At 66.3% G+C, this 24971-nt stretch carries 22 protein-coding genes and 1 pseudogene; 7 read left to right on the forward strand and 16 right to left on the reverse strand.

Annotated features, from left to right (window positions below; genetic code table 11):
* Window positions 1–76: 76 nt before the first annotated feature.
* The gene (locus IB273_RS17385; protein WP_081517302.1) at window positions 77–511 is read left to right on the forward strand and encodes a response regulator; all 435 of its coding nucleotides are present in this window, start codon (window positions 77–79) and stop codon (window positions 509–511) included.
* A gap of 31 nt (window positions 512–542) precedes the next feature.
* Here IB273_RS17385 and IB273_RS17390 read toward each other — a convergent pair whose 3' ends face one another.
* On the reverse strand, window positions 543–1454 hold the full coding sequence (locus IB273_RS17390) for a neutral zinc metallopeptidase (protein ID WP_192224636.1): 912 nt from the start codon (window positions 1452–1454) through the stop codon (window positions 543–545).
* 67 nt (window positions 1455–1521) lie between these two features.
* Window positions 1522–2382, reverse strand: a complete 861-nt coding sequence (locus IB273_RS17395; protein WP_192224637.1) for a PhzF family phenazine biosynthesis protein — start codon at window positions 2380–2382, stop codon at window positions 1522–1524.
* Between the two features lie 172 nt (window positions 2383–2554).
* Here IB273_RS17395 and alaC point away from each other — a divergent pair, with 172 nt between their 5' ends.
* Window positions 2555–3772: an alanine transaminase gene (gene alaC, locus IB273_RS17400; RefSeq protein WP_081517305.1), complete on the forward strand. Its 1218-nt coding sequence runs from the start codon at window positions 2555–2557 to the stop codon at window positions 3770–3772.
* A gap of 176 nt (window positions 3773–3948) precedes the next feature.
* Here alaC and IB273_RS17405 read toward each other — a convergent pair.
* Window positions 3949–4400 (reverse strand): annotated as a pseudogene (locus tag IB273_RS17405) (DUF411 domain-containing protein).
* Window positions 4401–4584: 184 nt separating this feature from the next.
* Between IB273_RS17405 and IB273_RS17410 the strand changes: the two are divergent.
* Together IB273_RS17410 and IB273_RS17415 are read left to right on the forward strand one after the other, a co-directional pair.
* Window positions 4585–5043: a DUF4345 family protein gene (locus IB273_RS17410; RefSeq protein ID WP_081517307.1), complete on the forward strand. Its 459-nt coding sequence runs from the start codon at window positions 4585–4587 to the stop codon at window positions 5041–5043.
* Window positions 5044–5144: 101 nt separating this feature from the next.
* Window positions 5145–5447: a DUF1883 domain-containing protein gene (locus IB273_RS17415; RefSeq protein ID WP_017521653.1), complete on the forward strand. Its 303-nt coding sequence runs from the start codon at window positions 5145–5147 to the stop codon at window positions 5445–5447.
* 3 nt (window positions 5448–5450) lie between these two features.
* On the opposite strand, the gene IB273_RS17420 is transcribed toward IB273_RS17415, so the two are convergent.
* From IB273_RS17420 to IB273_RS17430, 3 genes are all read right to left on the reverse strand, one after another.
* Window positions 5451–5948, reverse strand: coding sequence for a DUF4136 domain-containing protein (locus IB273_RS17420; protein WP_192224638.1), 498 nt, complete (start codon window positions 5946–5948; stop codon window positions 5451–5453).
* A gap of 88 nt (window positions 5949–6036) precedes the next feature.
* Window positions 6037–7122, reverse strand: coding sequence for a tRNA (uridine(54)-C5)-methyltransferase TrmA (trmA, locus tag IB273_RS17425; RefSeq protein WP_192224639.1), 1086 nt, complete (start codon window positions 7120–7122; stop codon window positions 6037–6039).
* A 124-nt stretch (window positions 7123–7246) separates the two neighbouring features.
* Window positions 7247–8542 carry an NCS2 family permease gene (locus IB273_RS17430; RefSeq protein WP_081517309.1) on the reverse strand — a complete coding sequence of 432 codons (1296 nt, stop codon included), beginning with the start codon at window positions 8540–8542 and terminating at the stop codon, window positions 7247–7249.
* A 401-nt stretch (window positions 8543–8943) separates the two neighbouring features.
* On the opposite strand from IB273_RS17430, the gene IB273_RS17435 reads away from it, so the two are divergent.
* Window positions 8944–9339 (forward strand): SecDF P1 head subdomain-containing protein, encoded by a 396-nt coding sequence (locus IB273_RS17435; protein WP_318652487.1) that lies wholly within the window; start codon window positions 8944–8946, stop codon window positions 9337–9339.
* A 191-nt stretch (window positions 9340–9530) separates the two neighbouring features.
* On the opposite strand, the gene glyA is transcribed toward IB273_RS17435, so the two are convergent.
* Window positions 9531–10784: a serine hydroxymethyltransferase gene (gene glyA, locus IB273_RS17440; RefSeq protein ID WP_024763060.1), complete on the reverse strand. Its 1254-nt coding sequence runs from the start codon at window positions 10782–10784 to the stop codon at window positions 9531–9533.
* Window positions 10785–11074: 290 nt separating this feature from the next.
* Window positions 11075–15238: an EAL domain-containing protein gene (locus tag IB273_RS17445; protein ID WP_225610234.1), complete on the reverse strand. Its 4164-nt coding sequence runs from the start codon at window positions 15236–15238 to the stop codon at window positions 11075–11077.
* A gap of 432 nt (window positions 15239–15670) precedes the next feature.
* Here IB273_RS17445 and ettA point away from each other — a divergent pair, with 432 nt between their 5' ends.
* Window positions 15671–17335, forward strand: coding sequence for an energy-dependent translational throttle protein EttA (ettA, locus tag IB273_RS17450; protein WP_192224641.1), 1665 nt, complete (start codon window positions 15671–15673; stop codon window positions 17333–17335).
* 65 nt (window positions 17336–17400) lie between these two features.
* On the opposite strand, the gene IB273_RS17455 is transcribed toward ettA, so the two are convergent.
* Complete coding sequence (locus IB273_RS17455; protein ID WP_225595075.1) at window positions 17401–17697, reverse strand: hypothetical protein; 297 nt, start codon at window positions 17695–17697, stop codon at window positions 17401–17403.
* Between the two features lie 215 nt (window positions 17698–17912).
* Here IB273_RS17455 and gdhA point away from each other — a divergent pair, with 215 nt between their 5' ends.
* Window positions 17913–19247, forward strand: coding sequence for an NADP-specific glutamate dehydrogenase (gene gdhA / locus IB273_RS17460; RefSeq protein ID WP_192211143.1), 1335 nt, complete (start codon window positions 17913–17915; stop codon window positions 19245–19247).
* Between the two features lie 51 nt (window positions 19248–19298).
* Here gdhA and IB273_RS17465 read toward each other — a convergent pair whose 3' ends face one another.
* The 7 genes from IB273_RS17465 to IB273_RS31775 all read right to left on the reverse strand — a co-directional run bounded on the left by IB273_RS17465 (window position 19299) and on the right by IB273_RS31775 (window position 24968).
* Window positions 19299–20330 carry a cytochrome-c peroxidase gene (locus IB273_RS17465; protein ID WP_081517316.1) on the reverse strand — a complete coding sequence of 344 codons (1032 nt, stop codon included), beginning with the start codon at window positions 20328–20330 and terminating at the stop codon, window positions 19299–19301.
* 125 nt (window positions 20331–20455) lie between these two features.
* The gene (locus IB273_RS17470) at window positions 20456–20815 is read right to left on the reverse strand and encodes a hypothetical protein (protein WP_192224642.1); all 360 of its coding nucleotides are present in this window, start codon (window positions 20813–20815) and stop codon (window positions 20456–20458) included.
* Between the two features lie 102 nt (window positions 20816–20917).
* The gene (rtcA, locus tag IB273_RS17475; protein ID WP_192224643.1) at window positions 20918–21943 is read right to left on the reverse strand and encodes an RNA 3'-terminal phosphate cyclase; all 1026 of its coding nucleotides are present in this window, start codon (window positions 21941–21943) and stop codon (window positions 20918–20920) included.
* Window positions 21940–22740, reverse strand: coding sequence for a nucleotidyltransferase domain-containing protein (locus tag IB273_RS17480; RefSeq protein WP_192211140.1), 801 nt, complete (start codon window positions 22738–22740; stop codon window positions 21940–21942). The genes rtcA and IB273_RS17480 overlap by 4 nt, the downstream gene beginning before the upstream one ends.
* Before the next feature lie 18 nt (window positions 22741–22758).
* Window positions 22759–23337, reverse strand: coding sequence for a hypothetical protein (locus tag IB273_RS17485; RefSeq protein ID WP_192211200.1), 579 nt, complete (start codon window positions 23335–23337; stop codon window positions 22759–22761).
* A gap of 9 nt (window positions 23338–23346) precedes the next feature.
* The gene (locus IB273_RS17490) at window positions 23347–24573 is read right to left on the reverse strand and encodes an RtcB family protein (protein ID WP_192224644.1); all 1227 of its coding nucleotides are present in this window, start codon (window positions 24571–24573) and stop codon (window positions 23347–23349) included.
* On the reverse strand, window positions 24570–24968 hold the full coding sequence (locus tag IB273_RS31775) for a zinc-ribbon domain containing protein (protein ID WP_192224645.1): 399 nt from the start codon (window positions 24966–24968) through the stop codon (window positions 24570–24572). The genes IB273_RS17490 and IB273_RS31775 overlap by 4 nt, the downstream gene beginning before the upstream one ends.
* Between the last annotated feature and the right edge of the window lie 3 nt (window positions 24969–24971).

Raw genomic sequence — 24971 nt, forward strand, 5'->3', positions numbered from 1 at the left:
GTGCGGGACTGCAGGAATAAAGGCCAATCGCCATCTAGAATGATGTCAACGAGCCTCTACTTGCGGTGTGGCGTTCATGGTCAATCCTGTGGTCCTCGACGAGGAGGAGCTCGAAGCGCTGCGCGAAGTGACCGCGCGGGCGCCGCGCAAGCCGCTGGTGCTGGTGGTCGATGACGACCTTGAAGTGCTGGCCGAGCTGCGCGAACTGATCGAGGGGGCAAACCTGCGCTGCCTGACCGCCGGCAGCGCCGTCGAAGCGCTGCGGCGCATCCGTCGCGACGAGTCGGACATCGACCTGCTGGTGACCGACCTGCGCATGGAGCACCAGGGCGCGGGGCTGGACCTGATCCGCGAACTGAACGAGGTCGGCACCTTCCTGCCGATCATCGTCCTGTCCGGCCAGGCCGATGCTCGCGACGTAATCGAGGCGATGCGGCTGAACGTGCTGGATTTCATGGTCAAGCCGCTGGACCCGCTGTACTTCCTCGACCTGCTCAGCCGTTATCTGTAGGACCGTGCAACGGGCGAGCCCGATAACGGCGTTACAGCGTCTGTGCCTTGAAGGTATCGCACTTGCCCGGCGCACCGCTCTCGAAGCCGATCTTGAACCAGCGCACGCGCTGCGCGGACGAACCGTGGGTGAAGGAATCGGGCATCACCGTGCCGCGCGCCTGGCGCTGCAGGTGGTCGTCGCCGATGGCGTTGGCGGCGTTCAGCGCCTCTTCCACGTCGCCCGGCTCCAGCCAGTTCAGGCGCTGCTGGGCGTGATTGGCCCAGACACCGGCAAAGCAGTCGGCCTGCAGTTCCTGGCGCACCGAAAGCCCGTTGGCGCCTTCCATGCGCGCGCCGCGCTGGCGGGCGGCGTTGATCTTCGCGGAGATGCCCAGCAGGTTCTGCACGTGGTGGCCGACCTCGTGGGCGATCACGTAGGCCTGGGCGAAGTCGCCGGCGGCGGAGAACTTCTGTTCCATCTCGCGGAAGAAACCGAGGTCGAGGTACACGCGGTGGTCGCCCGGGCAGTAGAACGGCCCGACCGCCGAGGAGGCGAAGCCGCACGCCGAGTTCACCCCGCCGTTGAACAGGATCAGCTTGGGCTGTTCGTACTGCTGGTTGCTGCGGGAGAAGATCTCACCCCAGGTGTCCTCGGTATCGCCGAGAATCGAGCGGACGAAGTCCACCTGTGGATCGTTGCCGGTGGCCGGCTTGCCTTGCGTCGGCCGCGCCGGCGCCTGCTGCTGGGAGACGTCCATCTGGCCGAGCAGCGAGCCGAGGATGGTCATCGGGTCCTGCCCGGAGAGCAGGCCGATCACCACCACGATGGCCACGCCGCCCAGGCTCAGGCCGCGACCGCCGATGCGCATGCCTCCGCCACCGCCACCGCCCATGCCACCACCGCCGCTGTCATCGCGGGCATCCACTACGTTGTCGCTGCGTCGTCCTTTGCGCCATTGCATGGCGGCATCTCCATCGAACAGGTGGGTTCAGTGTTGTCGCGGGTGGGGCTGGCCGCCAGCCCGGTCGTCAGGCGAAACGGTGCAGCAGCTCGGCGCGGGCGAGCAGTTGCACGTCGCCGCCGACGCGGACCTCATCATCCTGGCCGACCTGCACGTCGAGCCGACTGGGGCGGCCGACGAAGCGGCCCTGGGCCAGCTGGAACAGCTCGCCGCGGCGGGCCTTGCCCAGTTCCACCAGGTAGGCGGCAACGGGGCCGGCGGCGCTGCCGGTGGCGACGTCCTCGATGACCCCGGCGCCATCCCAGGTGCGGCCCTCGCGATTATCCACATCCAGCACGAAAACGAAGGCGGCGTTGAGTTTGGCCAGCTCGGCTGCCAGATCCGTGCGCTGGCGCACGCGGCCCAGGGCCTCGCTGCGTACCGGCAGCAGCAGGTAGGGCAGGCCGGTGCTGACCACGGCGGCGGGGTAGTCGGCGAGATCGCTGGCACTCAGCGAGAAGGCCTCGGCGAACCAGCGGCGCGCGTCATCGTCGAGCACGCTGCCGAAGTCGGCGGCGCCCTGGTTCATCTCGGCGTGGAAGCCGGCGCCGCGACGGCGCGTGGCGACCTTCACCTGCTTGGCTGGCAGCTCCAGCGTCCAGTGTTCTTCCTCGCCGCGCTGGTGCAGGTCGTGCAGCAGCGCAGCCGCGCCCAGCACCGGGTGGCCGGCGAAGGGCAGTTCCTCGTCGACGGTGAAGATGCGCGCCGAGTAGGTGTCCAGCGAGGCGGACGGGAACAGGAAGATCGACTCGAACTGGCGCAGCTCCTGGGTCAGCGCCAGCAGGGTCTGGGCGGGAATGCCACGGGCGTCGGGGAATACCGCCAGGCCATTGCCGGTGAGCGGTTGGTCGGCGAAGACGTCGAGCTGCCAGTACTGTTGCGCGGACATGGGCCTCCAGATGCCGCCCTTGAGCGGCGCAAAGAAAAACTCGACAGCCAGCCTAGCGAGCTATATGTTCGCCGACAAGAAAGCGCAGGTCACAGCACCGTGCTTTCCAGGCCACCGCAGTGGCCGGCGTCGCTCGGACGGTTCCGGGCGCCTACGTTCATCAGAGGACACCATGACTGAACCCCGTTCAGCTCGTCGCTTTGCGCGCATCGATCGCCTGCCCCCCTACGTTTTCAACATTACCGCCGAGCTGAAGATGGCCGCCCGCCGCCGTGGCGAGGACATCATCGACCTGTCCATGGGCAACCCGGACGGGGCCACGCCGCCGCACATCGTCGAGAAGCTCTGCCAGGTCGCCCAGCGCGAAGACACCCACGGCTACTCCACGTCCCGTGGCATCCCGCGCCTGCGCCGCGCCATCTCGCACTGGTACCGCGACCGCTACGAGGTCGAGATCGACCCGGAATCCGAGGCCATCGTCACCATCGGCTCCAAGGAAGGCCTGGCGCACCTGATGCTGGCCACCCTGGACCACGGCGACACCATCCTGGTGCCCAACCCCAGCTACCCGATCCACATCTATGGCGCGGTGATCGCCGGCGCCCAGGTGCGCTCGGTGCCGCTGGTGCCGGGGATCGACTTCTTCAACGAGCTGGAGCGGGCGATCCGCGAATCGATCCCAAAGCCGAAGATGATGATCCTCGGCTTCCCCTCCAACCCCACTGCGCAGTGCGTGGAGCTGGACTTCTTCGAGCGCGTGGTCGACCTCGCCAAGCGCTATGACGTGCTGGTGGTGCACGACCTGGCCTACGCGGACATCACCTTCGATGGCTGGAAAGCCCCGTCGATCATGCAGGTGCCGGGCGCCAAGGACATCGCGGTGGAGTTCTTCACCCTGTCCAAGAGCTACAACATGGCCGGCTGGCGTATCGGCTTCATGGTCGGCAACCCGGAGTTGGTCTCGGCCCTGGCGCGGATCAAGAGCTACCACGACTACGGCACCTTCACCCCGCTGCAGGTGGCGGCCATCGCCGCGCTGGAAGGTGATCAGCAGTGCGTGCGCGATATCGCCGACCAGTATCAGAAGCGCCGCGACGTGCTGGTGAAGGGCCTCCACGAGGCCGGCTGGATGGTGGAGAACCCCAAGGCGTCGATGTACATCTGGGCGAAGATCCCGCCGGCCTATGCGCACCTGGGTTCGCTGGAGTTCGCCAAGAAGCTGCTCAAGGACGCCAAGGTCTCGGTGTCGCCGGGCATCGGCTTCGGCGACTACGGCGACGACCACGTGCGCTTCGCCCTGATCGAGAACCGCGACCGCCTGCGCCAGGCCGTGCGCGGGATCAAGGCGATGTTCCGCGCCGACGGCCTGTTGCCGGCCAAGGGCGAGTGACAGGAACCGGAGAACGAAAAAGGCGGCCAGATGGCCGCCTTTCTCGTTGTGGAGTCCCTCACCCCATCCTGCTCGCGGAGCCATGTCGCGCGGGAACCTGGAGAGTGCCCCGCGCGTCGGAAGCCCCATCCCACCTCCACAAGCGTTCAGGGGTGAGGGAGTGCCTCGGTGTCAGGTCAGTGAGCGGGGTAGTCCGCCAGCACCTCGCGCTGGCCGGCCTTGTTCAACCCGACCACCTGGTAGGCGTCATGCCGGTCGCCCATCTCCATGCCCGGCGAGCCCATCGGCATGCCCGGCACGGCGGCGCCGACCAGATCGGCCCGCTCGCGCAGCTTGAGCACGTCGGCCGCCGGTACGTGGCCCTCGACAAACTTGCCGTCGATCACGCCGGTGTGGCACGAGCCCATGCTGTAAGGCACGCCGAGTCTGGTCTTCACTGCACTCATGTCCGCCTCGACGTGGTCGTTGACGGTGAAGCCGTTGCTTTCCAGGTGCTTGATCCAGTCCTTGCAGCAGCTGCAGTTGGCATCGCGGTGCACGTCGATGGTCAGCGGCTCGGCGGCCTGGGCGGCGCCGGCGACAAGGGCGGTGAGCAGAAGCAGGGTGCGCATGGTTGGAACCTCGAAATACGAACGCGACCGAGCATACTCCCGAGCGTCTTCAGCCCCCACCCGGTGTTTGTTTCCCCATATGACGCGCTGGCCCGAACTTGCCGCGCCGTGCGGGGTCTCTAGCTGATCGGTGGTGCGTCCGCGACTCCCGGTCGCAGGTCTGGACGCTCGGCAATGGCTGCATGGCCAAGGAGAAATCGGATGCTCTTCGCCCGTCTCGTCCTGCTGGTCCAGGCTCTGGTCTGGGGTGGCCTGGGACTGCTCTACTGGATTCGCCCCTATGAGATGGCCAACCTCAGCGGCATGCTGCTGATGGAACCGTCGTCGGTGAGCGACGCCCGCGTCTTCTATGGCGGTCACCAGTTCGCCCTCGCGCTGTTCCTCGTCTTTGCCCTGCGTCGGCGCCTGCTGGTGCGGCCGGCGCTGATCCTGGTGATCCTGGTGCAGTTGACCCTGACGCTGTCGCGCCTGCTGATCGCCTGGACCGAAGGCGGCATGGAGTGGGATGCGCAACTGGCCGGCGTGGTCTACCGCGGGGTGATCTCGGCGCTGGCGATCTTCGCCCTCTACTGGCTGGAGCGGCAGTCGCGCCATCGCGCCGTGGTGGTGCGCGAACCGGAAGAGCCGGAGGAGCGCAAGGCGGACTTCGAAGGACTGTGAGCTTCGGATAGGCGGCGCGGCCTGCCGGCGGCAGCGCTGCCGGGTTACCCCCGCTCCGTGCTATCGTATTGATTTCGCGGTAGAAGCAAGGCGGAGCCAGCATGAAGTTCGTACATCAACGTGAGCACCTGAACGAAGGCGACCTGGTCGTCATCGAGTGCTCCATGACCTGCAACATCCGCCTGATGACCGATGCCGCCTTCCGCAGCTTCAAGAATGGCGGGCGCCACGTCTACCACGGCGGCGCGTTCGACCGGTTCCCGGCCAAGATCAAGGTGCCCAGCACCGGCAACTGGAACATCACCATCGACACCGTCACCCGTCGCGCCATCAGCGTCACGCGCAAGGCCGACTTCAAGTACAGCATCAAGTTCGTGCGCAAGTCGCCGTCGAACTACAGCTGATCCTCAGTTCCCCGCCTGCGCGGGGAAGTCCCTGAGCAGGCGGGCGATGCCTTCGTCCACGGCCTGCTGGGTGATCTTCGGATCGTGCAGCTGGCGCGCCACCTGCGCCTGATAGAGCACCTGTCCGCTCGCCTCGTCGAGAATCTGCAGCGCCAGGCGCGCCTGCTCCTGGTCGGTGATCTGCGTCTGGGTCATCACCCCCGCGCCGGTCACCACCGGGCGCTGGACGATGCCGGTCTGGCTATCCAGTCCGACGGCATAGATCACCCGCAGCTCCCCTGAATTGTCCTGATAGCGGTAGCCCTTGGCTTCCAGCGCGCGGCGCACGGCGAGATCGAAGCGATCTTCCAGGTCCTCGCGGTGACCCTGTGCGCGCACGGCCTGGATGAAGAAGGTGCTTTGCCGGCCGTTGGCGGCGGGGGAGACGCTGATGTTGGCGGGGTCGGTGCCGGCGCAGGCGGCCAGCAGCAGGCAGAACAGGGGAAGGATCAGGCGGGACATGGACGTGCCTCTTGTCATTGTCCCGCAAGCGTAGCCGCCTGGCGCTGGCTCGCCGCCCAACCCTTGGTTGGGCGGCGGCGAAGCAGGCTCAGCGGCGGGTCAGCAGGACGCCGGCTTCCATGTGGTGCGTATAGGGGAACTGGTCGAACAGCGCGCAGCGGCTCACCTGGTGGGTGTCGTGCAGCTGGGCGATGTTCTGCGCCAGGGTCTCCGGGTTGCAGGAGATGTACAGGATGTTGTCGAAGCGGCGGGTCAGCTCGCAGGTGTCCGGGTCCATGCCGGCACGCGGCGGGTCGACGAACACGCTGCCGAACGCGTAGGACTTCAGGTCGACGTCGGCCAGGCGGCGGAACGGGCGCACGTCATTCAGCGCCTGGGTCAGCTCCTCGGCGGAGAGGCGCACCAGGGTGACGTTGTCCACGGCGTTGTCGGCCAGGTTCGCCAGCGCGGCGTTCACCGAGGTCTTGCTGATCTCGGTGGCCAGCACCTTGCGCACGCGGGTGGCCAGCGGCAGGGTGAAGTTGCCGTTGCCGCAGTAGAGCTCCAGCAGGTCGTCCTCGCGCTGGCCCAGGGCTTCGTACGCCCAGTTGAGCATCTTCTGGCAGACCTCGCCGTTGGGCTGGGTGAAGGCGCCCTCCGGCTGGCGGTAGCGGAAGGTACGGCCGGCGACGGTCAGTTCTTCGCTGACGTAGTCACGGCCGACGACCAGGCGCTTGCCACGGGAGCGGCCGACGATGCTCACGCCCAGCTCACTGGCCAGCTTCTCGGCGGCAGCCTGCCAGATGGCGTCCACCGGGCGGTGGTAGCAGAGAGTGATCATTGCGTCGCCGGCCAGGGTGGTGAGGAACTCCACCTGGAACAGCTTGTGGCCCAGCGTCGGCTCGGCCCAGGCGGCCTTCAGGCGCGGCATCAGTTCGTTGATGCGCTGGCTGGCGATGGGGAATTCTTCGATGAGGATCGGCGTGTGCTTGTCGCCCTGCTCGAACATCGCGTAGTGGCGGGCTTCGCCCTCGCGCCACAGGCGGAATTCGGCGCGCAGGCGGTAATGCTCGCGGGGCGAATCGAACACCTCCGGCTCTGGCGCGGCGAAGGGCGCCAGCAGCTCGCGCAGGCGCGCGGCCTTTTTGGCCAGTTGGCTGTCGTATTGGGAGGGATCGAAACGCGGACTGCTCATGGGGCGGGTAACTCGTGTGGAGGCGGCGGCATTTGATGGGTATCGCTTCGCTCCACACCATCCTACATCAGTGTCACTTGTAGGATGGGTGGAGCGCAGCGATACCCATGCCGGGAGAATCAGATCAGGCGTTGAACCAGCCCAGCTTGATCACGAACAGGATCGACAGGATCACCAGCGCCGGGTTCAGCTCGCGGAAGCGGCCGGACAGCAGCTTGCAGGCGGTCCAGGTGATGAAGCCGAAGGCGATGCCGTTGGCGATGGAGAAGGTCAGCGGCATGGCCAGTGCGGTCACTACCACCGGGGCGGCGACGGTCAGGTCGTCCCAGTCGATCTCGGCGAGGCCCGAAGCCATCAGCACGGCGACGAAGAACAGCGCCGGTGCAGTGGCGAAGGCCGGCACGTTACCGGCCAGCGGGGCGAAGAACAGCGCCAGCAGGAACAGCACGGCGACCACGATGGCGGTCAGGCCGGTGCGGCCACCAGCGGAAACGCCAGCCGCCGACTCGATGTAGCTGGTGGTGGTGGAGGTGCCCAGCAGCGAACCGACCATGGCGGCGGAGCTGTCGGCGATCAGGGCGCGGCCCATCTTCGGCATGTGCCCGTCCTTGCCCATCAGGCCGGCGCGCTTGGCGACGCCGATCAGGGTGCCGGAGTTGTCGAACAGGTCGACGAAGAGGAAGGCGAAGATCACGCTGAACAGGCCGATGTCCAGCGCGCCCTTGATATCCAGCTGCAGGAAGGTCGGCGCCAGCGACGGCGGCATCGACACCACACCACCGAACTGGGAGACGCCGATGGCGATGGAGATGAAGGTCACCACCAGGATGCCGATCATCACCGCGCCGGTCACGCGACGGGCTTCCAGGGCGACGATCAGGATGAAGCCGAGGATCGCCAGCAGCGGCGCGGGCTTGGCCAGGTCACCCATGCCCACCAGGGTGGCCTGGTTGGCGACGACGATGCCCGACTCCTTCAGCGCGATCAGCGCAAGGAACAGGCCGATGCCGGCAGCGATGGCCGAGCGCAGCGCCAGCGGGATGCTGTTGATGATCCACTCGCGGATGCGGAAGATCGAAATGATGAAGAACATGCACGCGGAGAGGAACACCGCGCCGAGGGCCACCTGCCAGGTGTGGCCCATGTGCAGGACCACGGTGTAGGTGAAGAAGGCGTTCAGGCCCATGCCGGGAGCCAGGGCGATCGGGTAGTTGGCGATCAGGCCCATCACCGCCGAGCCGATGGCCGCGGCCAGGCAGGTCGCCACGAAGATCGCGCCCTTATCCATGCCCGTCTCGCCGAGAATGCTCGGGTTGACGAAAAGGATGTAGGCCATGGTCAGGAAGGTAGTGATACCCGCCAGGATCTCGGTGCGCACAGTGGTGTTGTGCGCCTTGAGTTGGAACAGCTTTTCCAGCATGTTTGGCTCCCCGTGACGCTCTCGCGCCGTTATCGTTCTGGCCGGGAAAAGCAAGGTGCATGCCCAGGTGGGCCGTGCGCCTTTTCTTGTGACCGGCAAAAGGCGCGCATGATACCAGCTCGTCCTGCGCCGGAGAATTTCTGACCGGACCGCCAGCATCCGTTCGTCTGCAAGCTTAGACGCGAGCGCCGACCAAGGGAGTGCAACTTGTGCGCTGTGGGTGGTCTGACTGTTCATGACCTTGGCAATAACCCTGGCCTGACCGGGCCATCCTGTCCGATTCTCCGTCGATGAAACGCTCTATTCCGATCCTCCTTGCCTCATTGTTGGGCGCCTCTTTGCTGGGTGCGTGTGCCGGTGCGCCGCCGTCGGCCCCGCAGCATACGTTCGATGTCCATGCCGTGGCCGAGAAGCCCACGGCCAGCACCCGCACCCTGGCCGACCCGCAGGGCAAGGCCGTGCTGGTGACCACTCATCCCGCCCTGACCCAGCGCGACGTGCAGCGGGCCGAACTGGCCAGCGTGGCCGATGGCGCGCCGGCCGTGCGCGTGCTGTTCACTCCCGAAGCCAGCCAGCGCCTGGCGAAACTGACCCGGGAAGAGCAGGGCAACGCCCTGGCGGTGGTCATCGACGGACAGCTACGCCTGCTGCCCAGAGTGACGCGGGTGGTGACCGACGGGCAGGTGCTGCTCAAGGGCTTCGCCAGCCCGGAGGAGGCGCAGACGCTGGTGCGTCGGCTCAACGAGCTGCGCGATGTGCCGGTGCAGCCGGAGCAGAAGTCCGGCGGGCAGCCGTAGCTTCTTTATAGGGGTTTGAATAAGGTGGCACTGCGTAGGGCGAATAACCTGGGACAGGTTATCCGCCGATGACCCGACGGCGGATAACGCTGGCGCGATACGCGCCCCACAGGTCAGGACTCTGCGAATGACAGACATGAAAAAGCCCGGCATCTGCCGGGCTTTTTCGTTTCGCGGTTCGCGGGCTGGGCTTAGGCGCCGTAAACCGGGAACTTGGCGCAGATGGCCTTGACCTTCTCGCGCACGCCGTCCACCACGGACTCGTCGCCCATGTTGGTCAGGATGTCGCAGATCCAGCCAGCCAGCTCGCGGCACTCGGCTTCCTTGAAGCCGCGAGTGGTCACGGCCGGGGTGCCGATGCGCAGGCCGGAGGTGACGAACGGGGAACGCGGGTCGTTCGGCACGCTGTTCTTGTTCACGGTGATGAAGGCACGACCCAGGGCGGCGTCGGCGTCCTTGCCGGTGATGTCCTGCTTGATCAGGGACAGCAGGAACAGGTGGTTCTGGGTACCGCCGGAAACCACGTCGAAGCCGCGCTCGATGAATACGCTGGCCATGGTCTGGGCGTTCTTCAGGACCTGCTGCTGGTAGGCCTTGAACTCGGGCTGCAGGGCTTCCTTGAAGCACACGGCCTTGGCGGCGATCACGTGCTCCAGCGGGCCACCCTGGGCACCCGGGAAGACAGCGGAGTTCAGCTTCTTCTCGATCTCTTCGTTCTTGCGAGCGAGGATCAGGCCGCCGCGCGGGCCGCGCAGGGTCTTGTGGGTGGTGGTGGTGACCACGTCGGCGAACGGCACCGGGTTCGGGTAGACGCCAGCGGCGACCAGACCGGCCACGTGGGCCATGTCGACGAACAGGTAGGCACCGACCTTGTCCGCGATTGCGCGGAAGCGGGCGAAATCCAGGACCTGGGAGTAGGCGGAGAAGCCGGCGACGATCATCTTCGGCTTGTGCTCGACGGCCAGGCGCTCGACTTCGTCGTAGTCGATCAGGCCGGCGTCGGTGATGCCGTACTGAACGGCGTTGTACAGCTTGCCGGAGGAGGAAACGCTGGCGCCGTGGGTCAGGTGACCGCCGTGGGCCAGGCTCATGCCCAGGATGGTGTCACCGGCCGACAGCAGGGCCAGGTAAACGGCGGCGTTGGCCTGGGAGCCGGCGTGCGGCTGGACGTTGGCGTAGTCGGCGCCGAACAGTTCCTTGGCGCGGTCGATGGCCAGCTGCTCGACGACATCGACGTACTCGCAACCGCCGTAGTAGCGCTTGCCCGGGTAGCCTTCGGCGTATTTGTTGGTCAGCACCGAACCCTGGGCTTCCATCACCGCCGGGCTGGTGTAGTTCTCGGAGGCGATGAGCTCGATGTGCTCTTCCTGGCGCTGGGCTTCCTGCTCCATCGCGGCGAAGAGTTCGGCATCGTAGCGGGCGAGGGTCAAATCACGGCTGAACATGGCGGTCCTCTTAAGGATCGGGTGCTGGGGAAAGGCGCGCATTCTAACCCAAGGCGCCGGTGCTGGCACATGAAAGGCGGTCATGTGGCTGACAAGCGGGGTTCAAGGCCCGGATCGCGCGCGGGCGAGTGGCCGAAATGGCGTGACGAGCCACTTGCCGAAGGTGCAGGAGAAACTCGACGTAGGATGGCGTGGAGCGAAGCGATACCCATCGATCCGACATCGCGACAGCATGGGTATCGCTGCGCTCCACCCATCCTGCAAAGGCGCTCTCCTGCGCCGCTGTGCGTTCAGCCCAGCAGGAACAGCGCGTTGCTGGCGAACAGCGCGGCGAACTGGTTGGCCGGCACCGGGCGGCCGAAGAGGAAGCCTTGTACCTCGTCACAGCCGTGTTCGCGCAGGAACTCGAGCTGCTCGTGGCTCTCCACGCCCTCGGCGATCACCATCAGGTTCAGGCTGTGGGCCATGGCAATGATGGCGCGGGCGATCTGCGCGTCCTGCTCGCCGTGGGGCAGGCCGTCGACGAAGCTGCGGTCGATCTTCAGCACGTCGATGGGGAACTGCTTCAGGTAGTTGAGCGAGGAATAGCCGGTGCCGAAGTCGTCCACCGCAATCGCCAGGCCCAGGCGCTTCAGGCCCTGGAGTATCTGCATCGCCTGGGAGACGTCGCTCATCAGAATGCTTTCGGTCAGTTCCAGCTCCAGGCACGCCGGGGCGATCCCGGTGTCCTCAAGGATGCCGGCGATGCGTTCGCCCAGCTGGCCGTCGGCGAACTGCCGGGCCGAGAGGTTCACGGAAATCTTCGGCACCCGCACCTTGTCCCGGTGCCAGGCGCGCAGTTGCAGGCAGGCCTGCTCCAGCAGCCAGTCGCCGACCTGGGCGACCAGGCCGAGTTCTTCCAGCACCGGGATGAACTCCGCCGGCGGGATCAGCCCGCGCTTGGGGTGCTGCCAGCGCAGCAGCGCCTCGGCGCCGGTCAGGCGGCGGCCGTCGCCGGTGAACTGCGGCTGGTAGTGCAGGACGAATTCGTGCAGCTCGATGGCGCGGCGCAGGTCGCTTTCCAGCTCCAGGCGCTCCAGCGCGCGGGCGTTCATCTCGGCCTGGTAGAACTGGAAGTTGTTCTTGCCCATTTCCTTGGCGTGGTACATCGCCGTGTCGGCGTTCTTCATCAGTTGGCTGAGCTCGGCGCCGTCCTGCGGCGAGAGCGCAACGCCGATGCTGGCGGTGACGAAGAACTCGCGGCCTTCCAGGGTGAAGGGGCGGGCGAGGCTGGAGAGAATCTGCTCGGCGACCTGGATCGCCTGGCGCAGCGCCTTCTCGCGGTCCTTCTGGCCGGGCAGCAGCAGGGTGAACTCGTCACCGCCCATGCGCGCCACGGTGTCGTCGTCGCTGACGCAAAGGCTCAGGCGCTCTGCCACTTCCTTGAGCATGCGGTCGCCTGCGGCATGACCGAGGGAGTCGTTGATCGGCTTGAAGCGGTCGAGGTCGAGGAACATCAGCACCACCCACTGCTGGTGCCGTTCGGCCTGCAAAAGGGCGGTGTGCAGGCGGTCCTGGAACAGCGTGCGGTTGGGCAGGTGGGTCAGGGCGTCGTAGTAGGCCAGGCGATGGATGCGACGCTCGCTGGCCTTGCGCTCGCTGATGTCGCTGAAGAAGCAGACGAAGCTGACCAGGTCGCCGTCCTCGTCATGCACCGCGGTGATGCCGACCCAGCTGGGGTACAGCTCGCCGTTCTTGCGCTTCTGCAGGATCTCGCCTTCCCAGCTGCCGCTCTTGAGCAGGCTTTCCATCACGTGCTTGAGCTGGTTGGCTTCCTGGCGGTCGGCGGTGAGCAGGCGCGGCAGCTGGTCCAGCACCTCCTCGGCGGAGTAGCCGGTGAGGCGGCTGAAGGAGTCGTTGATCTGCACGATGTAGCCGGCTGGGTCGGTGACCATGATCGCCGCCGTGGAGTGCTCGAATACCGTCGCCGCCATGCGCATCTCGCGCTCGGCGCGGCGCTGCTGGCTCACGTCGCGGGCGACGCCGAGCAGGCCTTCGAAGCGGCCGTGGTCGTCCCACATCAGGGCAATGCGCAGCTCCACGGGAATCTTGTGGCCGTCGGCGTGCAGGCAGTCGAGGCTGAACAGCTGAGGTTCGGCACTTTCACGCAGCTCGGCCAGGCGCTTGGGCTCGCCGATGGCGCCCTGCACGCGGTTCAGCAGTTCATCCAGGCGCTCCAGCTGAGCCGGGTTGGCGGCCACCTGCTGGAAGCCGTTGGACAGCACCCACTCGGGGCTGTAGCCGAGCACCTGGTGGATAGACGGGCTGAGGTAGTTGAGCTTGACCTGGGCGTCGGTGGAGAGGATCACGTCGCTGATGCTCTCGGCGAGCATGCGGTAACGGCGGCCGCTCTCGCGCAGGGAGTTGTACGCCTCGACCGTGTCGGTGATGTCCTTGGCCACGCCGATCAGCCGCGCCACGCGGCCGGAGGCGTCGCGGGTGAAGGCCTGCTCGCGGATGTCGAACCAGTGCCAGCTGCCGTCGCGGTGGCGCCAGCGCAACTGGCTGTCCAGCAGCAGGCCGTCGCCTACCACCTGCTGCAGGTTGCGCACGCGCCAATAGTATTCGACGTCGTCCGGGTGCAGCACCTTCTCCCAGAAGCGTTCGCCCATCTCGCGCAGCTCGTCGTTGTCGTAGCCGAGCTGGTGGCCGAGGTTGTGGTTGCTGAAAATGACCCGGCGCGCGGCGATGTCGTGGATGTAGAGGGTGTCGGGCACCGCGCGCACCGCGTCGGACCAGAACTTCTCGCGCTCGATCAGCGACAGCTCGACCTGCTTGCGGCTGGTGATGTCCGACAGGCTCAGGGTGACGGCGTGGAAGTCCTGGATCATCTCCGGCACGCGCAACTGCAGCCACAGATGGCGTTGCTCGCCCTGGCGGGTATGGATGCAGGCTTCCAGCTCGACCATGCCGTGGCCGTGCAGCACGGCTTCGAGGACCTTGCTGCGCACGCCGTCCGGACGCATGCCGGCGCCGCCGACGAGAACCTGCCAGGCCTGTTCGGTGGTGCTCACGCCCATCAGGCGCTTGGCGACGTTGTTGATCTCGGTGATGCGTACCTGGCGCAGCAGCCAGGGCAGGCGCTCGGGCTGCGAGGCGATCCACTCGCGCAGGTCGCTCTGTCGGCGCAGGTTGAGGTCCACCAGGCTCTGGCGCAGCGCGGAAAGGTCGAGCACGCAGAGGGCGACGCCGACGCCGTCGAAGATGTCCTGGTAGCGCCGGCGGGTCTCTTCGAGGATGTGCAGCGCCTGCTGTTCCTCGGTGACGTCGCGCAGTACCCAGACCTGCCCGCCCTGGGGCAGGTTGCCGCGCAGCACCCAGGTCTGCTCCGGCGACAGCGGGCTGTCGTCCAGGGAATGGTGGCTGACGGCGAACAGCCGGGCCTGGCCGGTATCGTTGACGCGCACCAGTTCGGAGCCGTTCTCCGCCGCGGCATCGCCGCCATGCAGCAGGCTGCCCAGGCCGGGCAGCAGCTCCAGCAGGTGATGCTCGCCGGCCTTGTCGGCGCTGATGCCGAACAGCTGCTCGGCCTGTGGATTGAGGTAGGCGAGGCGCCCGTCGGCGCGGGTCACAAGCACCCGCTCGTCGATCGCGCCGAGAGCCTGCGCGGCCTGGCGCAGACTCTGCTGCGACTCCACGGTCAGTGCCCGCAGGTTCTGCTGTTCGCGCTGCAGGCGCAGCAGGGCGGCGCCTGCAACGCCCGCCAGTACCAGCAGCAGAGCCAGCTCGCCGGCCAGGCGCGGCAGCAGGGTGGCGCGGATCTGCCGGTCGTCGAATTGCGGGTGCAACTGCCAGTCGGTGTTCTGGATGTCCAGGCCGTCCAGGCTCTGCGCCTGTTCCAGCGGCGAGGCGGCGGACAGCGGGCCGGGGCGGAAGCCGCTGGAACGGCCGAGGACCTTCTGCTGGACGTCATCGACCAGAATCCAGTCCGGTGATTCGGGGCGGATCTGCGCCGCCCAGCCACGTCGGGCAGCCTTTTCGTCAAGGCGGATAACGCTGTCGCCTTCGCCCGCCTCGGTGGCCTTCAGCCAGACATAGAAGTGGCCGCCGTTTTCCTCGCTGAAGGCGTAGTGATAGGTCTGCTGCGTGCTGCGCTGGCGCAGGGCCTCGATGAACGCGGTGTCCTTGATGCCGCTGGCGGAGTCATGCACGGGCACGCCGCTGGCGTTCAGCCGGACCAGGCTGTGGAAGGACGGGTAGATGTGTGTCAGGCCAGCGATCAGCGGCGCGTGGACGTCGCCGGGGTCGCGGTCCTGCTCCTGCTGCAGCAGGGCCTGGGCCGCCACGGCCTTGAGCTCCAGGGTCAGGGAGATCCGCTGGGCCATCTGTTCGCCGTGCAGCACCACCCGCTCGCGCTCGAAGCGCTCCTGGCTACGGAACTCCTGATGCAGCTGCCAGCCCAGCAAGCCGAGCATGAACAGCACCAGCAGCACCAGCGCGGTCCGGGTCGCCACGCGGCCAGGCCTGGCCAGGGCGTCCGGAGGTGTACGGGGGAAAATAGACAAGGACTTAAGGACCTGGGGCGATACGGCTGAATTCGGCGCAGGCTAGGATGCCCGGAAAGGCGGCGAAGTGCCAGTATGGCCGACGAGCGTCGTTTGCCCTTCCCGGTTCATTCCGGTAGCTTTGCCGCACGCGCGCGTGATGTGCAGCGAAAAGTTCGACGCATAAAGTACATCCCCGCAGAGTCCCGCGCGAAGGGCCGTCCATCGGCCGTTCGCGCCCGCCGGCAGTCCGCTCGCGAGCGTTCGAGCGCTGCCGCTCCGGCCAGTGAGCCGGCGTCCCGGAACCTGCCGTCGTCCGTTCCGGCCATCCCGATCACAATTCATCCCAGAAGTCAGGTATCCATGGCTCAATACGTCTACACCATGCACCGGGTCGGCAAGGTCGTGCCGCCCAAGCGTGAAATCCTCAAGAACATCTCCCTGTCGTTCTTCCCCGGCGCCAAGATCGGCGTGCTCGGCCTGAACGGCGCGGGTAAATCCACCCTGCTGCGCATCATGGCCGGCGTCGACACCGAGATCGAAGGTGAAGCCCGCCCGATGCCGGGCATCAACGTCGGCTACCTGCCGCAGGAGCCCAAGCTCGACCCGCAGGCCACCGTTCGCGAGATCGTCGAAGAAGCTGTCGGCCAGATCAAGGCCGCCCAGGCCCGCCTGGACGAGGTCTACGCCGCCTACGCCGAGCCGGACGCCGACTTCGACGCCCTGGCCGCCGAGCAGGCCAAGCTGGAGGCCATCCTCCAGGCTTCCGACGGCCACAACCTGGAGCGCCAGCTGGAAGTCGCCGCCGACGCCCTGCGCCTGCCACCGTGGGACGCCAAGATCGAACACCTTTCCGGTGGTGAGAAGCGCCGTGTCGCCCTGTGCCGCCTGCTGCTGTCCGCCCCGGACATGCTGCTGCTGGACGAACCGACCAACCACCTGGACGCCGACTCCGTCGCCTGGCTGGAACACTTCCTCCACGACTTCCCGGGCACCGTGGTAGCGATCACCCACGACCGTTACTTCCTCGACAACGTCGCCGGCTGGATTCTCGAGCTGGACCGTGGCCAGGGCATCCCCTTCGAAGGCAACTACTCCGGCTGGCTGGAATCCAAGGCCAACCGCCTGGCCCAGGAAGCCAAGCAGGAAGCCTCCCACGCCAAGGCCATGAAGGCCGAACTGGAATGGGTTCGCCAAGGCGCCAAGGCTCGCCAGTCGAAGTCCAAGGCCCGTCTGCAACGCTTCGAGGAAATGCAATCGCAGGAATTCCAGAAGCGCAGCGAGACCAACGAAATCTACATCCCGGCAGGTCCGCGCCTGGGCGACAAGGTCATCGAGCTGCACAACGTCAGCAAGGGCTATGGCGATCGCCAGCTGATCGACGATCTGTCGCTGAGCATTCCCAAGGGCGCCATCGTCGGCGTGATCGGTGGCAACGGCGCGGGCAAATCGACCCTGTTCCGCATGCTGACCGGCAAGGAGCAACCGGACTCGGGCAGCATCGAGATCGGCGAAACCGTGCAGATCGCCAGCGTCGACCAGAGCCGCGAAATCCTCGATGGCAACAAGACCGTGTGGGAGCAGGTGTCCGACGGCTTCGAGCAGATCAGGATCGGCAACTACGAAGTCCCGTCGCGCAGCTACGTCGGTCGCTTCAACTTCAAGGGCGGCGACCAGCAGAAGTTCGTCAAGGACCTCTCCGGTGGTGAGCGTGGCCGTCTGCACCTGGCCCTGACCCTGAAGCAGGGCGGCAACGTGCTGCTGCTCGACGAACCGTCCAACGACCTCGACGTGGAAACCCTGCGTGCGCTGGAAGAAGCGCTGCTGGACTTCCCCGGCGCCGCCATCGTGATCTCCCACGATCGCTGGTTCCTGGACCGCATCGCGACCCACATCCTCTCTTACGAGGACGACGGCAAGGTGGTCTTCTTCGAAGGTAACTACACCGAGTTCGAAGCCGATCGCAAGAAACGCCTGGGCGACGCTGCCTCGCAGCCGCACCGCGTGCGTTACAAGAAGCTGGCGTAAGCCGCTTCTGCAGGAAAACGGGGCCCTCGGGCCCCGTTTTTTTTTGCGGCGCGCGCCGACAACGGTCAGCGGCTGCGCTTGAGATCGTCCAGGGCGCGACGCTGTTCCTCCAGCTGGCGCTGCAGTGTGTCGATTTGCCGCGCCTGGTCCTGCAGGGTGCGTTGCTGTTCTTCCAGCTGGCGCGACATGCGCTCCAGGTCGTCGGTGCTGAACTTCGACTTGTGGATCACTTCGCCGTCGAATGTATCCGCCACCACCAGCGCGCCGGATTCGGTGAAGTTGCCCAGTTTCATGGCCCCGTGGGCAGGCAGGGCGAGGGTGCAGGTGAGGGCGGCGAGAAGCGCGAGCGGGCGTGTGGGCATCATGGGCGTCCTGGTGGCATGATTTGTTGAGTGCAACTACCTATTGATTTTGTATACAGGAATCTGTTTTTCTGCCGGTCCGGCAGAAGTGGGATTTATATTTTTGCACCATAAAGATTCATAAAAGCGTCACGCTGCACTATCTCGGGGCGGCGTGGATTGTTAGAGTCTGCCGGCAAAAAGCATCACATAATCAGAAAAGTACCGGTGTAGACATGACGCAATCCGTTGACTCGTTCCTCGAGCGCCTAAAGCGGCGCGACCCCGATCAGCCCGAATTCCACCAGGCGGTGGAAGAGGTGCTGCGCTCCCTCTGGCCCTTCCTCGAAGCCAATCCGCACTACCTGCAGGCCGGCATCGTCGAACGCATCGTCGAGCCCGAACGCGCGATCCTGTTCCGCGTACCGTGGGTGGATGATGCCGGACGAGTGCGGGTCAACCGCGGTTTCCGCATCCAGATGAGCAGCGCCATCGGCCCGTACAAGGGCGGCCTGCGCTTCCACCCCTCGGTGAACCTGGGCGTGCTGAAGTTCCTGGCCTTCGAGCAGGTCTTCAAGAACTCCCTGACTTCGCTGCCCATGGGCGGCGGCAAGGGCGGCTCGGACTTCGATCCCAAGGGCAAGAGCGACGCTGAAGTCATGCGCTTCTGCCAGTCGTTCATGAGCGAGCTGTTCCGCCACGTCGGCGCTGACCTCGACGTGCCGGCCGGCGACATCGGCGTGGGCGCCCGCGAGATCGGCTACCTGTTCGGCCAGTACAAGCGCCTGTCCAACGAGTTCACCTCGGTGCTGACCGGCAAGGGCATGTCCTACGGCGGCAGCCTGATCCGCCCGGAAGCCACCGGCTACGGCTGCGTGTACTTCGCCCAGGAGATGCTCAAGGCCCGCGAGAGCGGATTCGACGGCCAGCGCGTGGCCATCTCCGGTTCCGGCAACGTGGCCCAGTACGCCGCGCAGAAGGTCATGGAACTGGGCGGCAAGGTGATCTCGCTGTCCGACTCCGAAGGCACCCTGTTCTTCGAGGCCGGCCTGACCCTGGAACAGTGGGAAGCGGTGATGGAGCTGAAGAACGTCCGTCGCGGTCGCCTCAGCGAGATGACTGGCCCCGGCCTGCGCTTCATTGCCGGTGAGCGCCCGTGGTCGCTGGCCTGCGATATCGCGCTGCCCTGCGCTACCCAGAACGAGCTGGACGCCAACGACGCGCGCACCCTGCTGGCCAACGGCTGCATCTGCGTGGCCGAAGGCGCGAACATGCCGTCGACCCTGGAGGCTGTGGATATCTTCCTCGAGGCCGGCATTCTCTACGCGCCGGGCAAGGCTTCCAACGCCGGCGGCGTCGCCACCAGCGGCCTGGAGATGAGCCAGAACGCCATGCGCCTGCTGTGGACCGCCGGTGAAGTGGACCAGCGCCTGCACGGCATCATGCAGAACATCCACCATGCCTGCGTCGCCTATGGCGAGGAGAATGGCCGGATCAACTACGTGAAGGGCGCCAACATCGCCGGCTTCGTCAAGGTCGCCGACGCGATGCTGGCTCAGGGCGTGGTCTGACCACTCCCCGGAAATGAAGAACGGGCCCGTCGGGCCCGTTTTTCATTTCGCTCAGTCCACCGGCTTCGGCGTGGTCGCCGTGCTTGGCGGCAGCAGCGGGTATTCCACCTTCGGCTGCTTGCCGGTGGCGGTCTTGAGGAAGGCGACGATGTCGCCGACTTCCTCGGCGTTCAACTGCTTGCCCAGTTGCGCGGTGCCCATGATCGCCACCGCTTCCTCCAGGTCCCAGACCTGCCCGCTGTGGAAGTACGGCGCGGTCAGCGCGATGTTGCGCAGGGGCGCGGCGCGGAACACGTACTGGTCGTTCTGCGTCTTGGTCACCTCGAAGCGGCCCTTGTCACCGGTGGGCAGGATCTTGCCGTCGGGCTTCTTCACCAGGCCGAACGGGAAGTAGGCCTGGCCACCCAGGTTCACGCCGTTGTGGCAGCTGATGCAGCCCGAGCTCATGAAGGTCTGCAGACCCTTTTTCTCCCTGGCATCGAGGGCGTTGTCGTCGCCCTTGAGGTACAGGTCGAAGCGCGAGTCCGGGGTGATCAGGGTCGACTCGAAAGCTTGCAGCGCGCGGGCCATGTTGTCGAAGCTGACCGGTTGCTTGTCGCTGGGGAAGGCCTTTTCGAAGGAAGCGACGTACTCCGGCATGCTACGCAGCGTGGCCTCGACGTTCTTAGGCGTGTTGTGCATCTCCACCGGGTTCTGCACCGGGCCCTTGGCCTGTTCTTCCAGGTCCTTGGCGCGGCCATCCCAGAACTGCGCAACGTTGAACACCGCGTTGAACACGGTGGGCGAGTTGCGCGCGCCTTTCTGCCAGGCATGACCGCTGGACGCAGGCACGTTGTCGGCGCCGCCGGTGCCGATGTTGTGGCAGGTGTTGCAGCTGATCACGTGGCTGGCCGACAGTCGCGGCTCGAAGAACAGCTGCCGGCCCAGTTCGATCTGGTTGGGGTCGAGCTTGTCGCTGGCCTGCTCCGGGATGGGCTTGAAGATGCTGTTGGCGTTGTCGCGCAGGACGTCGGCGTTCGCTTGCGCCGCCGCCGTGCTCACGGCCAGCAGCAGACTGCCCAGGGCCAGTTTGATGGGCTGCATGTGGAGTCTCCTTGTCTCAGGCTTTTGGTTTCTTCTGAGTTCAAGGAGAGGCCAGGTGGGCGGGAGCCGGCTTGACCGAAATCAAGCGGGCGTTCCGGCGTGGGTGCGGATGGTTGCCGCAGCGGTCAGTTGCCACGCAGGGCGCGGGACAGCGCGCGGTCTTTCTGCTGTTCCCAGTCGCGGTCCCGATCGCTGTTGCGTTGTTCCTCGTACTCCTGGCGTTCCTGGCTCGCGCGCATGGCCTGGCATTGCTGGAAGCCGTCGTTCCAGCCCAGGGCGTACTTCGGCTCATCGAGGTAGCGCGGCACGTTCTTGCGGAACTCGCCGGTAATCGCGCCGGCCGCCTGGCGACCGCTACCGCAGCCGTCGTCATAGCCGTCGGCATAGGCGGGCGGATAGCCCTGGGCGATGAGGCTTTCATGGGTGGTTTCGCAGCCGGCGAGCAGCGCGGCGCAGAGCAGGGCGAGGGCGGCGCGCTGCGCCATGGAGACTCCCGTGTGCCGGTAGGGCGGGCACACACGCCGGAAGAGTTGGCGCCACTCGAGGTGACATGGCGCGACTCTATTGGGCGGCTCGTGAGGAAAGCGTCAAGCCGGCGTGATGCGGATGTGCTGGCCAGCTGCCTGCCCTGCCGCGCAGTCGATCCGCACCGGCAGGAAGGCTTCGATCACCGCGCGGTTGCTCAAGAGATGATCGCTCGCAACCGGCGTGCTGAAGCTGCCGCCGCCGGCCAGCGCCATGGGCAGCAACAACTGGTCGGCGAGGTGTTCCTCGACGCTGGTGCCGCTGCGGCGCCAGTCATCGGCCTGGCGCAACGCCTGGCTGGCGACACGCTCGGCGCTGACCCCGGACTGGCCGAAGGCGCAGAACACCAGGGTGAGCTGCTCGCATTCGACTTCCAGCAGCAGGGCGTTGCCCGGGCCCCGGTCTTCCGGCAGGCGGACGACCTGTGCGGAGGCTGCGTGCCAGTCCTGATGCCGCTTCACCTTCTCCAGTTCGCGTTCCGCCACATGGCCGGGAACGGCCGCCAGCAGGGCGCGGGCCGAGCGCGAAAGTACGGCACCGGCCTGCGGCAGATGCAGCGGCTGCAACTCGCCGGGCTCCACCTGTACCCGCAATTCGCCGCCGCCGGCGGGCATGAAGCCATGGCGCAGCAACTCGAAGGCCACCGTCGCACCCATGCGCCGCAACAACGGCAGCCAGCTGCGCTCGATGAAATCCGCCGGCGGCGCCAGCGGGTTGTGCGTACCGCCGCTGATCGCCAGGCTGCTCGGCCCATCGGCGAACAGCAGGGCCGGTAGCAGCGTCTGCAACACCAGCACGGCACTGCCCGCGCTGCCGATGGCGAAGCGGTAGTCGCCGCCGCGAATCGTGCCGGGGCGGAAGGTCAGGCTGCGCGAGCCCAGCTCGTCGCCTTCCACCACCGCGCCGCAGATTTCCGCCGCCGCGCGCACGGCCGTCAGGTGCTGGCGCAGCAGCCCCGGCCGCGAGCGGCGTCCACGGATGTTGACGATGCGCAGGGCCTTGCCGGTGATCATCGACAGGCTCAGCGCGCTGCGCAGAATCTGCCCGCCGCCTTCGGCGCCGTCGAGTTCGATCAGGTGCTTGTTCATCTCGCGTGCTTCCTTACCTGTTCGCGCAGGAAACGGTCCAGGCGCTCCGGCTCGTGGCAGCCGCCACGGGGTGCGCCGAGGGCTTCCGCGCGTTGCAGCTGTTCCTCGATCAGCCGGTGCAGGGCCGGGCGCGCCGGGCCATATTCGGCCTCGACCGCCTGGCGCTTGAGCACCAGCAGTTCCTCGACTTCGGCGCGCTGCGCCGCGTCGTCGAGGGTCGCTTCCATCAGTGTCTCGAAGACCATCGGCGGCATACCGAGGCCCTGGTCGATCCAGCGCACCGCCAGCAGCGGGCGCAGCACATAGAGGTACTTCTTGTAGCGAACCTCTTCGCCCTGCAGATAGCCACGGAAGTTCTTCTTCGCCATCGAGAGGTAGTGCGCCCGCGCTGCGGCGGGTGAGTAGAAATCCTGCGCCAGTTGACGCAGGCCCTCGGTCGCTGCTGCTTCGCTGCGGTACACCAGCGGCGAGTCCAGCCACTCCAGCAACGTCGGGTTGGACTTGCGCAGCAGCCGCAGCGTCTTGCGCAGCTCCCAGCCGCTGAGGTCCAGTTCGTCAGTCAGCGGGCGCTCCAGCACGTCGCGCGGCTCTTCCACGCGCAGGTACCAGTCCGGCTGGTGCACGTAGACGAAGCGCACGTCGTAGTCGCTGTCCGGCGAGGCGAAGCCCCAGGCGCGGCTGCCGGATTCGCATGCGTAGAGCACGGTCACGCCGCGCTCCTGTTCCAGTCTTGCCAGTTCTTCCAGCACCCTTTCGCGCATGGCGGCGGGGAGCGGGTGTCGTTCGTCCCTGTTCATGGGGTATTCCTTTTTCTTTCAGTCCGTCGCGCTGGCGGCCAGCGCGGACAATGTTCGTCGTCGCGGGTTGTACAGGGTGAGGCACCAGATGCCCCACCATTCCTTGCCGTCATCGAAGTAGCAGCTCCAGTTGCTGCGATGCGGTTCGGCGTCGCCGTCGCCAACCCAGTCGAGCACCTGCAGGCCTTCGTCCGGATACAGCCGCAGTGCCTGCAGCCATTCGCGGAAGTCCGCGACCTGCAGCTGTGTGCCGTAGGGCGGATCGCGGAAGGCGCGGCACAGCGGACCGTCGTCGCGGTTCAGCTCGCGTATTTCCTCGATGCCGAGTGCCTGTGGGCGGGCCCGCGCCAGGTCCGGCGTCAGGTCCGCCCATTCATGGTTGGCGTATTGCGGGTGGCGGGCGATGACGTCCGCCTGCCAGTTGCGCGCGCGTTCCTGGATGGACTCGAACAGCAGCTGCAACGCCAGGCGATGTTCCGCTTCGCCGGGCGTGGCGGTTGGGTCGAGTGTCAGCACACGGAAGTCGAAGACGCAGCGCTCCTGTTCCAGGCGGCTGCGCAGTTCCTGCATGTGCTGGTTTTCCATGGGTTGCAGCATGTCCTCACCTCATCCTTTCACGCAGACCACCTGGCGCAGGGTATGCAGCACTTCCACCAGCTCGCGCTGGGCGTCCATCACGGCGTCGATGTCCTTGTAGGCCATCGGGATCTCGTCGATCACGTCGGCGTCCTTGCGGCATTCGACGTGGGCGGTGGCGCGCACCTGGTCCTCGACGCTGAACAGCTTCTTCGCCTTGGTGCGGCTCATGGTCCGCCCGGCGCCGTGGCTGCACGAGCAGAACGCCTCTTCGTTGCCCAGGCCGCGGACGATGAAGCTCTTGGCGCCCATCGATCCCGGAATGATGCCGAGCTGGCCTTTCTGCGCAGACACCGCGCCTTTGCGCGTCACCAGTACCTCTTCGCCGAAGTGGCGTTCCTTCTGCACGTAGTTGTGGTGGCAGTTCACCGCTTCCAGGCTCGCCTCGAACGGCTTGCGGATGATCTGCCGCGCGGCGGCGATCACCGATTGCATCATCAGCTCGCGGTTCTGCCGGGCGAAGTCCTGGGCCCAACCCACGGCTTCCACGTAGTCATCGAAGTGCTGGCTGCCTTCCTCGAAGTAGGCCAGGTCACGGTCCGGCAGGTTGGCGATGTGCTGGCGCATATCCGCCTGGGCCAGTTCGATGAACAGGTTGCCGATGGCGTTACCCACGCCGCGCGAGCCGCTGTGCAGCATGAACCAGACGCGATCCGCTTCGTCGAGGCAGACCTCGATGAAGTGGTTGCCGGTACCGAGGGTTCCCAGGTGCTTGCGGTTGTTGGTTTTCTCCAGTTTCGGGTGCTTGTCGGTAATCACCTTGAAGCGGCCGGCCAGTGCGCGCCATGCGTTGTCGGCGTGATCGGGCACGTTTTCCCAGGCGCCCTTGTCGCGGCCTGCCCGGGTGTTGCTGCGACCGTGGGGCACGGCCTTCTCGATGGCGGTGCGCAGGCCGTGCAGGTTATCCGGCAGGTCCGCGGCGATCAGCGAGGTGCGTGCGGCGATCATGCCGCAGCCGATATCCACACCCACGGCCGCCGGGATGATGGCGCCCCTGGTGGGAATCACGCTGCCGATGGTCGACCCCTTGCCCAGGTGCACGTCCGGCATCACGGCCAGGTGCTTGAAGATGAAGGGCATCTTCGCGGTGTTCATCAGTTGCTGCCTGGCGTCGTCTTCCACCGGCACGCCCTGGGTCCAGAGCTTGATCGGTTTGCCGTTGGCGACTTCCAGCAGTTGGAAGGTCTTGGTGCTCATGTTTCGACTCTCTTCATTTGCTTGGCGAGCTGGCCGGTAGCGGGTTGTGCCCGGCCATCGCGAATTCGTTTGTTCAATCGACAGGCGCGGCAGCGTATCGCCGTGGAAAACACCTGTCCCTTACAGTCTTCGTACCACCACTTCTGCTGGGCGGCGGTCCAGGTCTGCTCGGCGCCGCAGTCATGGCAGGTGAAACCCCGGTCCTCGTACCAGCCACGGCGCACGAACAACGGGTCGCCGTAGCTGTTGTAAGGCGCCAGGTTCGAGCGGTTGACCGGGACGCTGCCGGGCGGAGCGACCTGGCCCGAAGGATGCCAGGCTGGCGCGGCCTTCTTCGCCTTGCGTTGCTCGCGCGCCTGGCGGATTTCCCGGCGGCGTTGCTTGTTGCTCTTCACGGT

Source organism: Pseudomonas sp. PDM19 (assembly GCF_014852215.1).
GTDB lineage: Bacteria > Pseudomonadota > Gammaproteobacteria > Pseudomonadales > Pseudomonadaceae > Pseudomonas.

Bases quoted from the DNA above. Each gene is read 5' to 3' on its own strand.
- IB273_RS17385 (WP_081517302.1), top strand. From the start codon at position 77: ATGGTCAATCCTGTGGTCCTCGACGAGGAGGAGCTCGAAGCGCTGCGC.
- IB273_RS17390 (WP_192224636.1), bottom strand. From the start codon at position 1,454: ATGCAATGGCGCAAAGGACGACGCAGCGACAACGTAGTGGATGCCCGC.
- IB273_RS17395 (WP_192224637.1), bottom strand. From the start codon at position 2,382: ATGTCCGCGCAACAGTACTGGCAGCTCGACGTCTTCGCCGACCAACCG.
- alaC (WP_081517305.1), top strand. From the start codon at position 2,555: ATGACTGAACCCCGTTCAGCTCGTCGCTTTGCGCGCATCGATCGCCTG.
- IB273_RS17410 (WP_081517307.1), top strand. From the start codon at position 4,585: ATGCTCTTCGCCCGTCTCGTCCTGCTGGTCCAGGCTCTGGTCTGGGGT.
- IB273_RS17415 (WP_017521653.1), top strand. From the start codon at position 5,145: ATGAAGTTCGTACATCAACGTGAGCACCTGAACGAAGGCGACCTGGTC.
- IB273_RS17420 (WP_192224638.1), bottom strand. From the start codon at position 5,948: ATGTCCCGCCTGATCCTTCCCCTGTTCTGCCTGCTGCTGGCCGCCTGC.
- trmA (WP_192224639.1), bottom strand. From the start codon at position 7,122: ATGAGCAGTCCGCGTTTCGATCCCTCCCAATACGACAGCCAACTGGCC.
- IB273_RS17430 (WP_081517309.1), bottom strand. From the start codon at position 8,542: ATGCTGGAAAAGCTGTTCCAACTCAAGGCGCACAACACCACTGTGCGC.
- glyA (WP_024763060.1), bottom strand. From the start codon at position 10,784: ATGTTCAGCCGTGATTTGACCCTCGCCCGCTACGATGCCGAACTCTTC.
- IB273_RS17445 (WP_225610234.1), bottom strand. From the start codon at position 15,238: ATGCTCGGCTTGCTGGGCTGGCAGCTGCATCAGGAGTTCCGTAGCCAG.
- ettA (WP_192224641.1), top strand. From the start codon at position 15,671: ATGGCTCAATACGTCTACACCATGCACCGGGTCGGCAAGGTCGTGCCG.
- IB273_RS17455 (WP_225595075.1), bottom strand. From the start codon at position 17,697: ATGCCCACACGCCCGCTCGCGCTTCTCGCCGCCCTCACCTGCACCCTC.
- gdhA (WP_192211143.1), top strand. From the start codon at position 17,913: ATGACGCAATCCGTTGACTCGTTCCTCGAGCGCCTAAAGCGGCGCGAC.
- IB273_RS17465 (WP_081517316.1), bottom strand. From the start codon at position 20,330: ATGCAGCCCATCAAACTGGCCCTGGGCAGTCTGCTGCTGGCCGTGAGC.
- IB273_RS17470 (WP_192224642.1), bottom strand. From the start codon at position 20,815: ATGGCGCAGCGCGCCGCCCTCGCCCTGCTCTGCGCCGCGCTGCTCGCC.
- rtcA (WP_192224643.1), bottom strand. From the start codon at position 21,943: ATGAACAAGCACCTGATCGAACTCGACGGCGCCGAAGGCGGCGGGCAG.
- IB273_RS17480 (WP_192211140.1), bottom strand. From the start codon at position 22,740: ATGAACAGGGACGAACGACACCCGCTCCCCGCCGCCATGCGCGAAAGG.
- IB273_RS17485 (WP_192211200.1), bottom strand. From the start codon at position 23,337: ATGCTGCAACCCATGGAAAACCAGCACATGCAGGAACTGCGCAGCCGC.
- IB273_RS17490 (WP_192224644.1), bottom strand. From the start codon at position 24,573: ATGAGCACCAAGACCTTCCAACTGCTGGAAGTCGCCAACGGCAAACCG.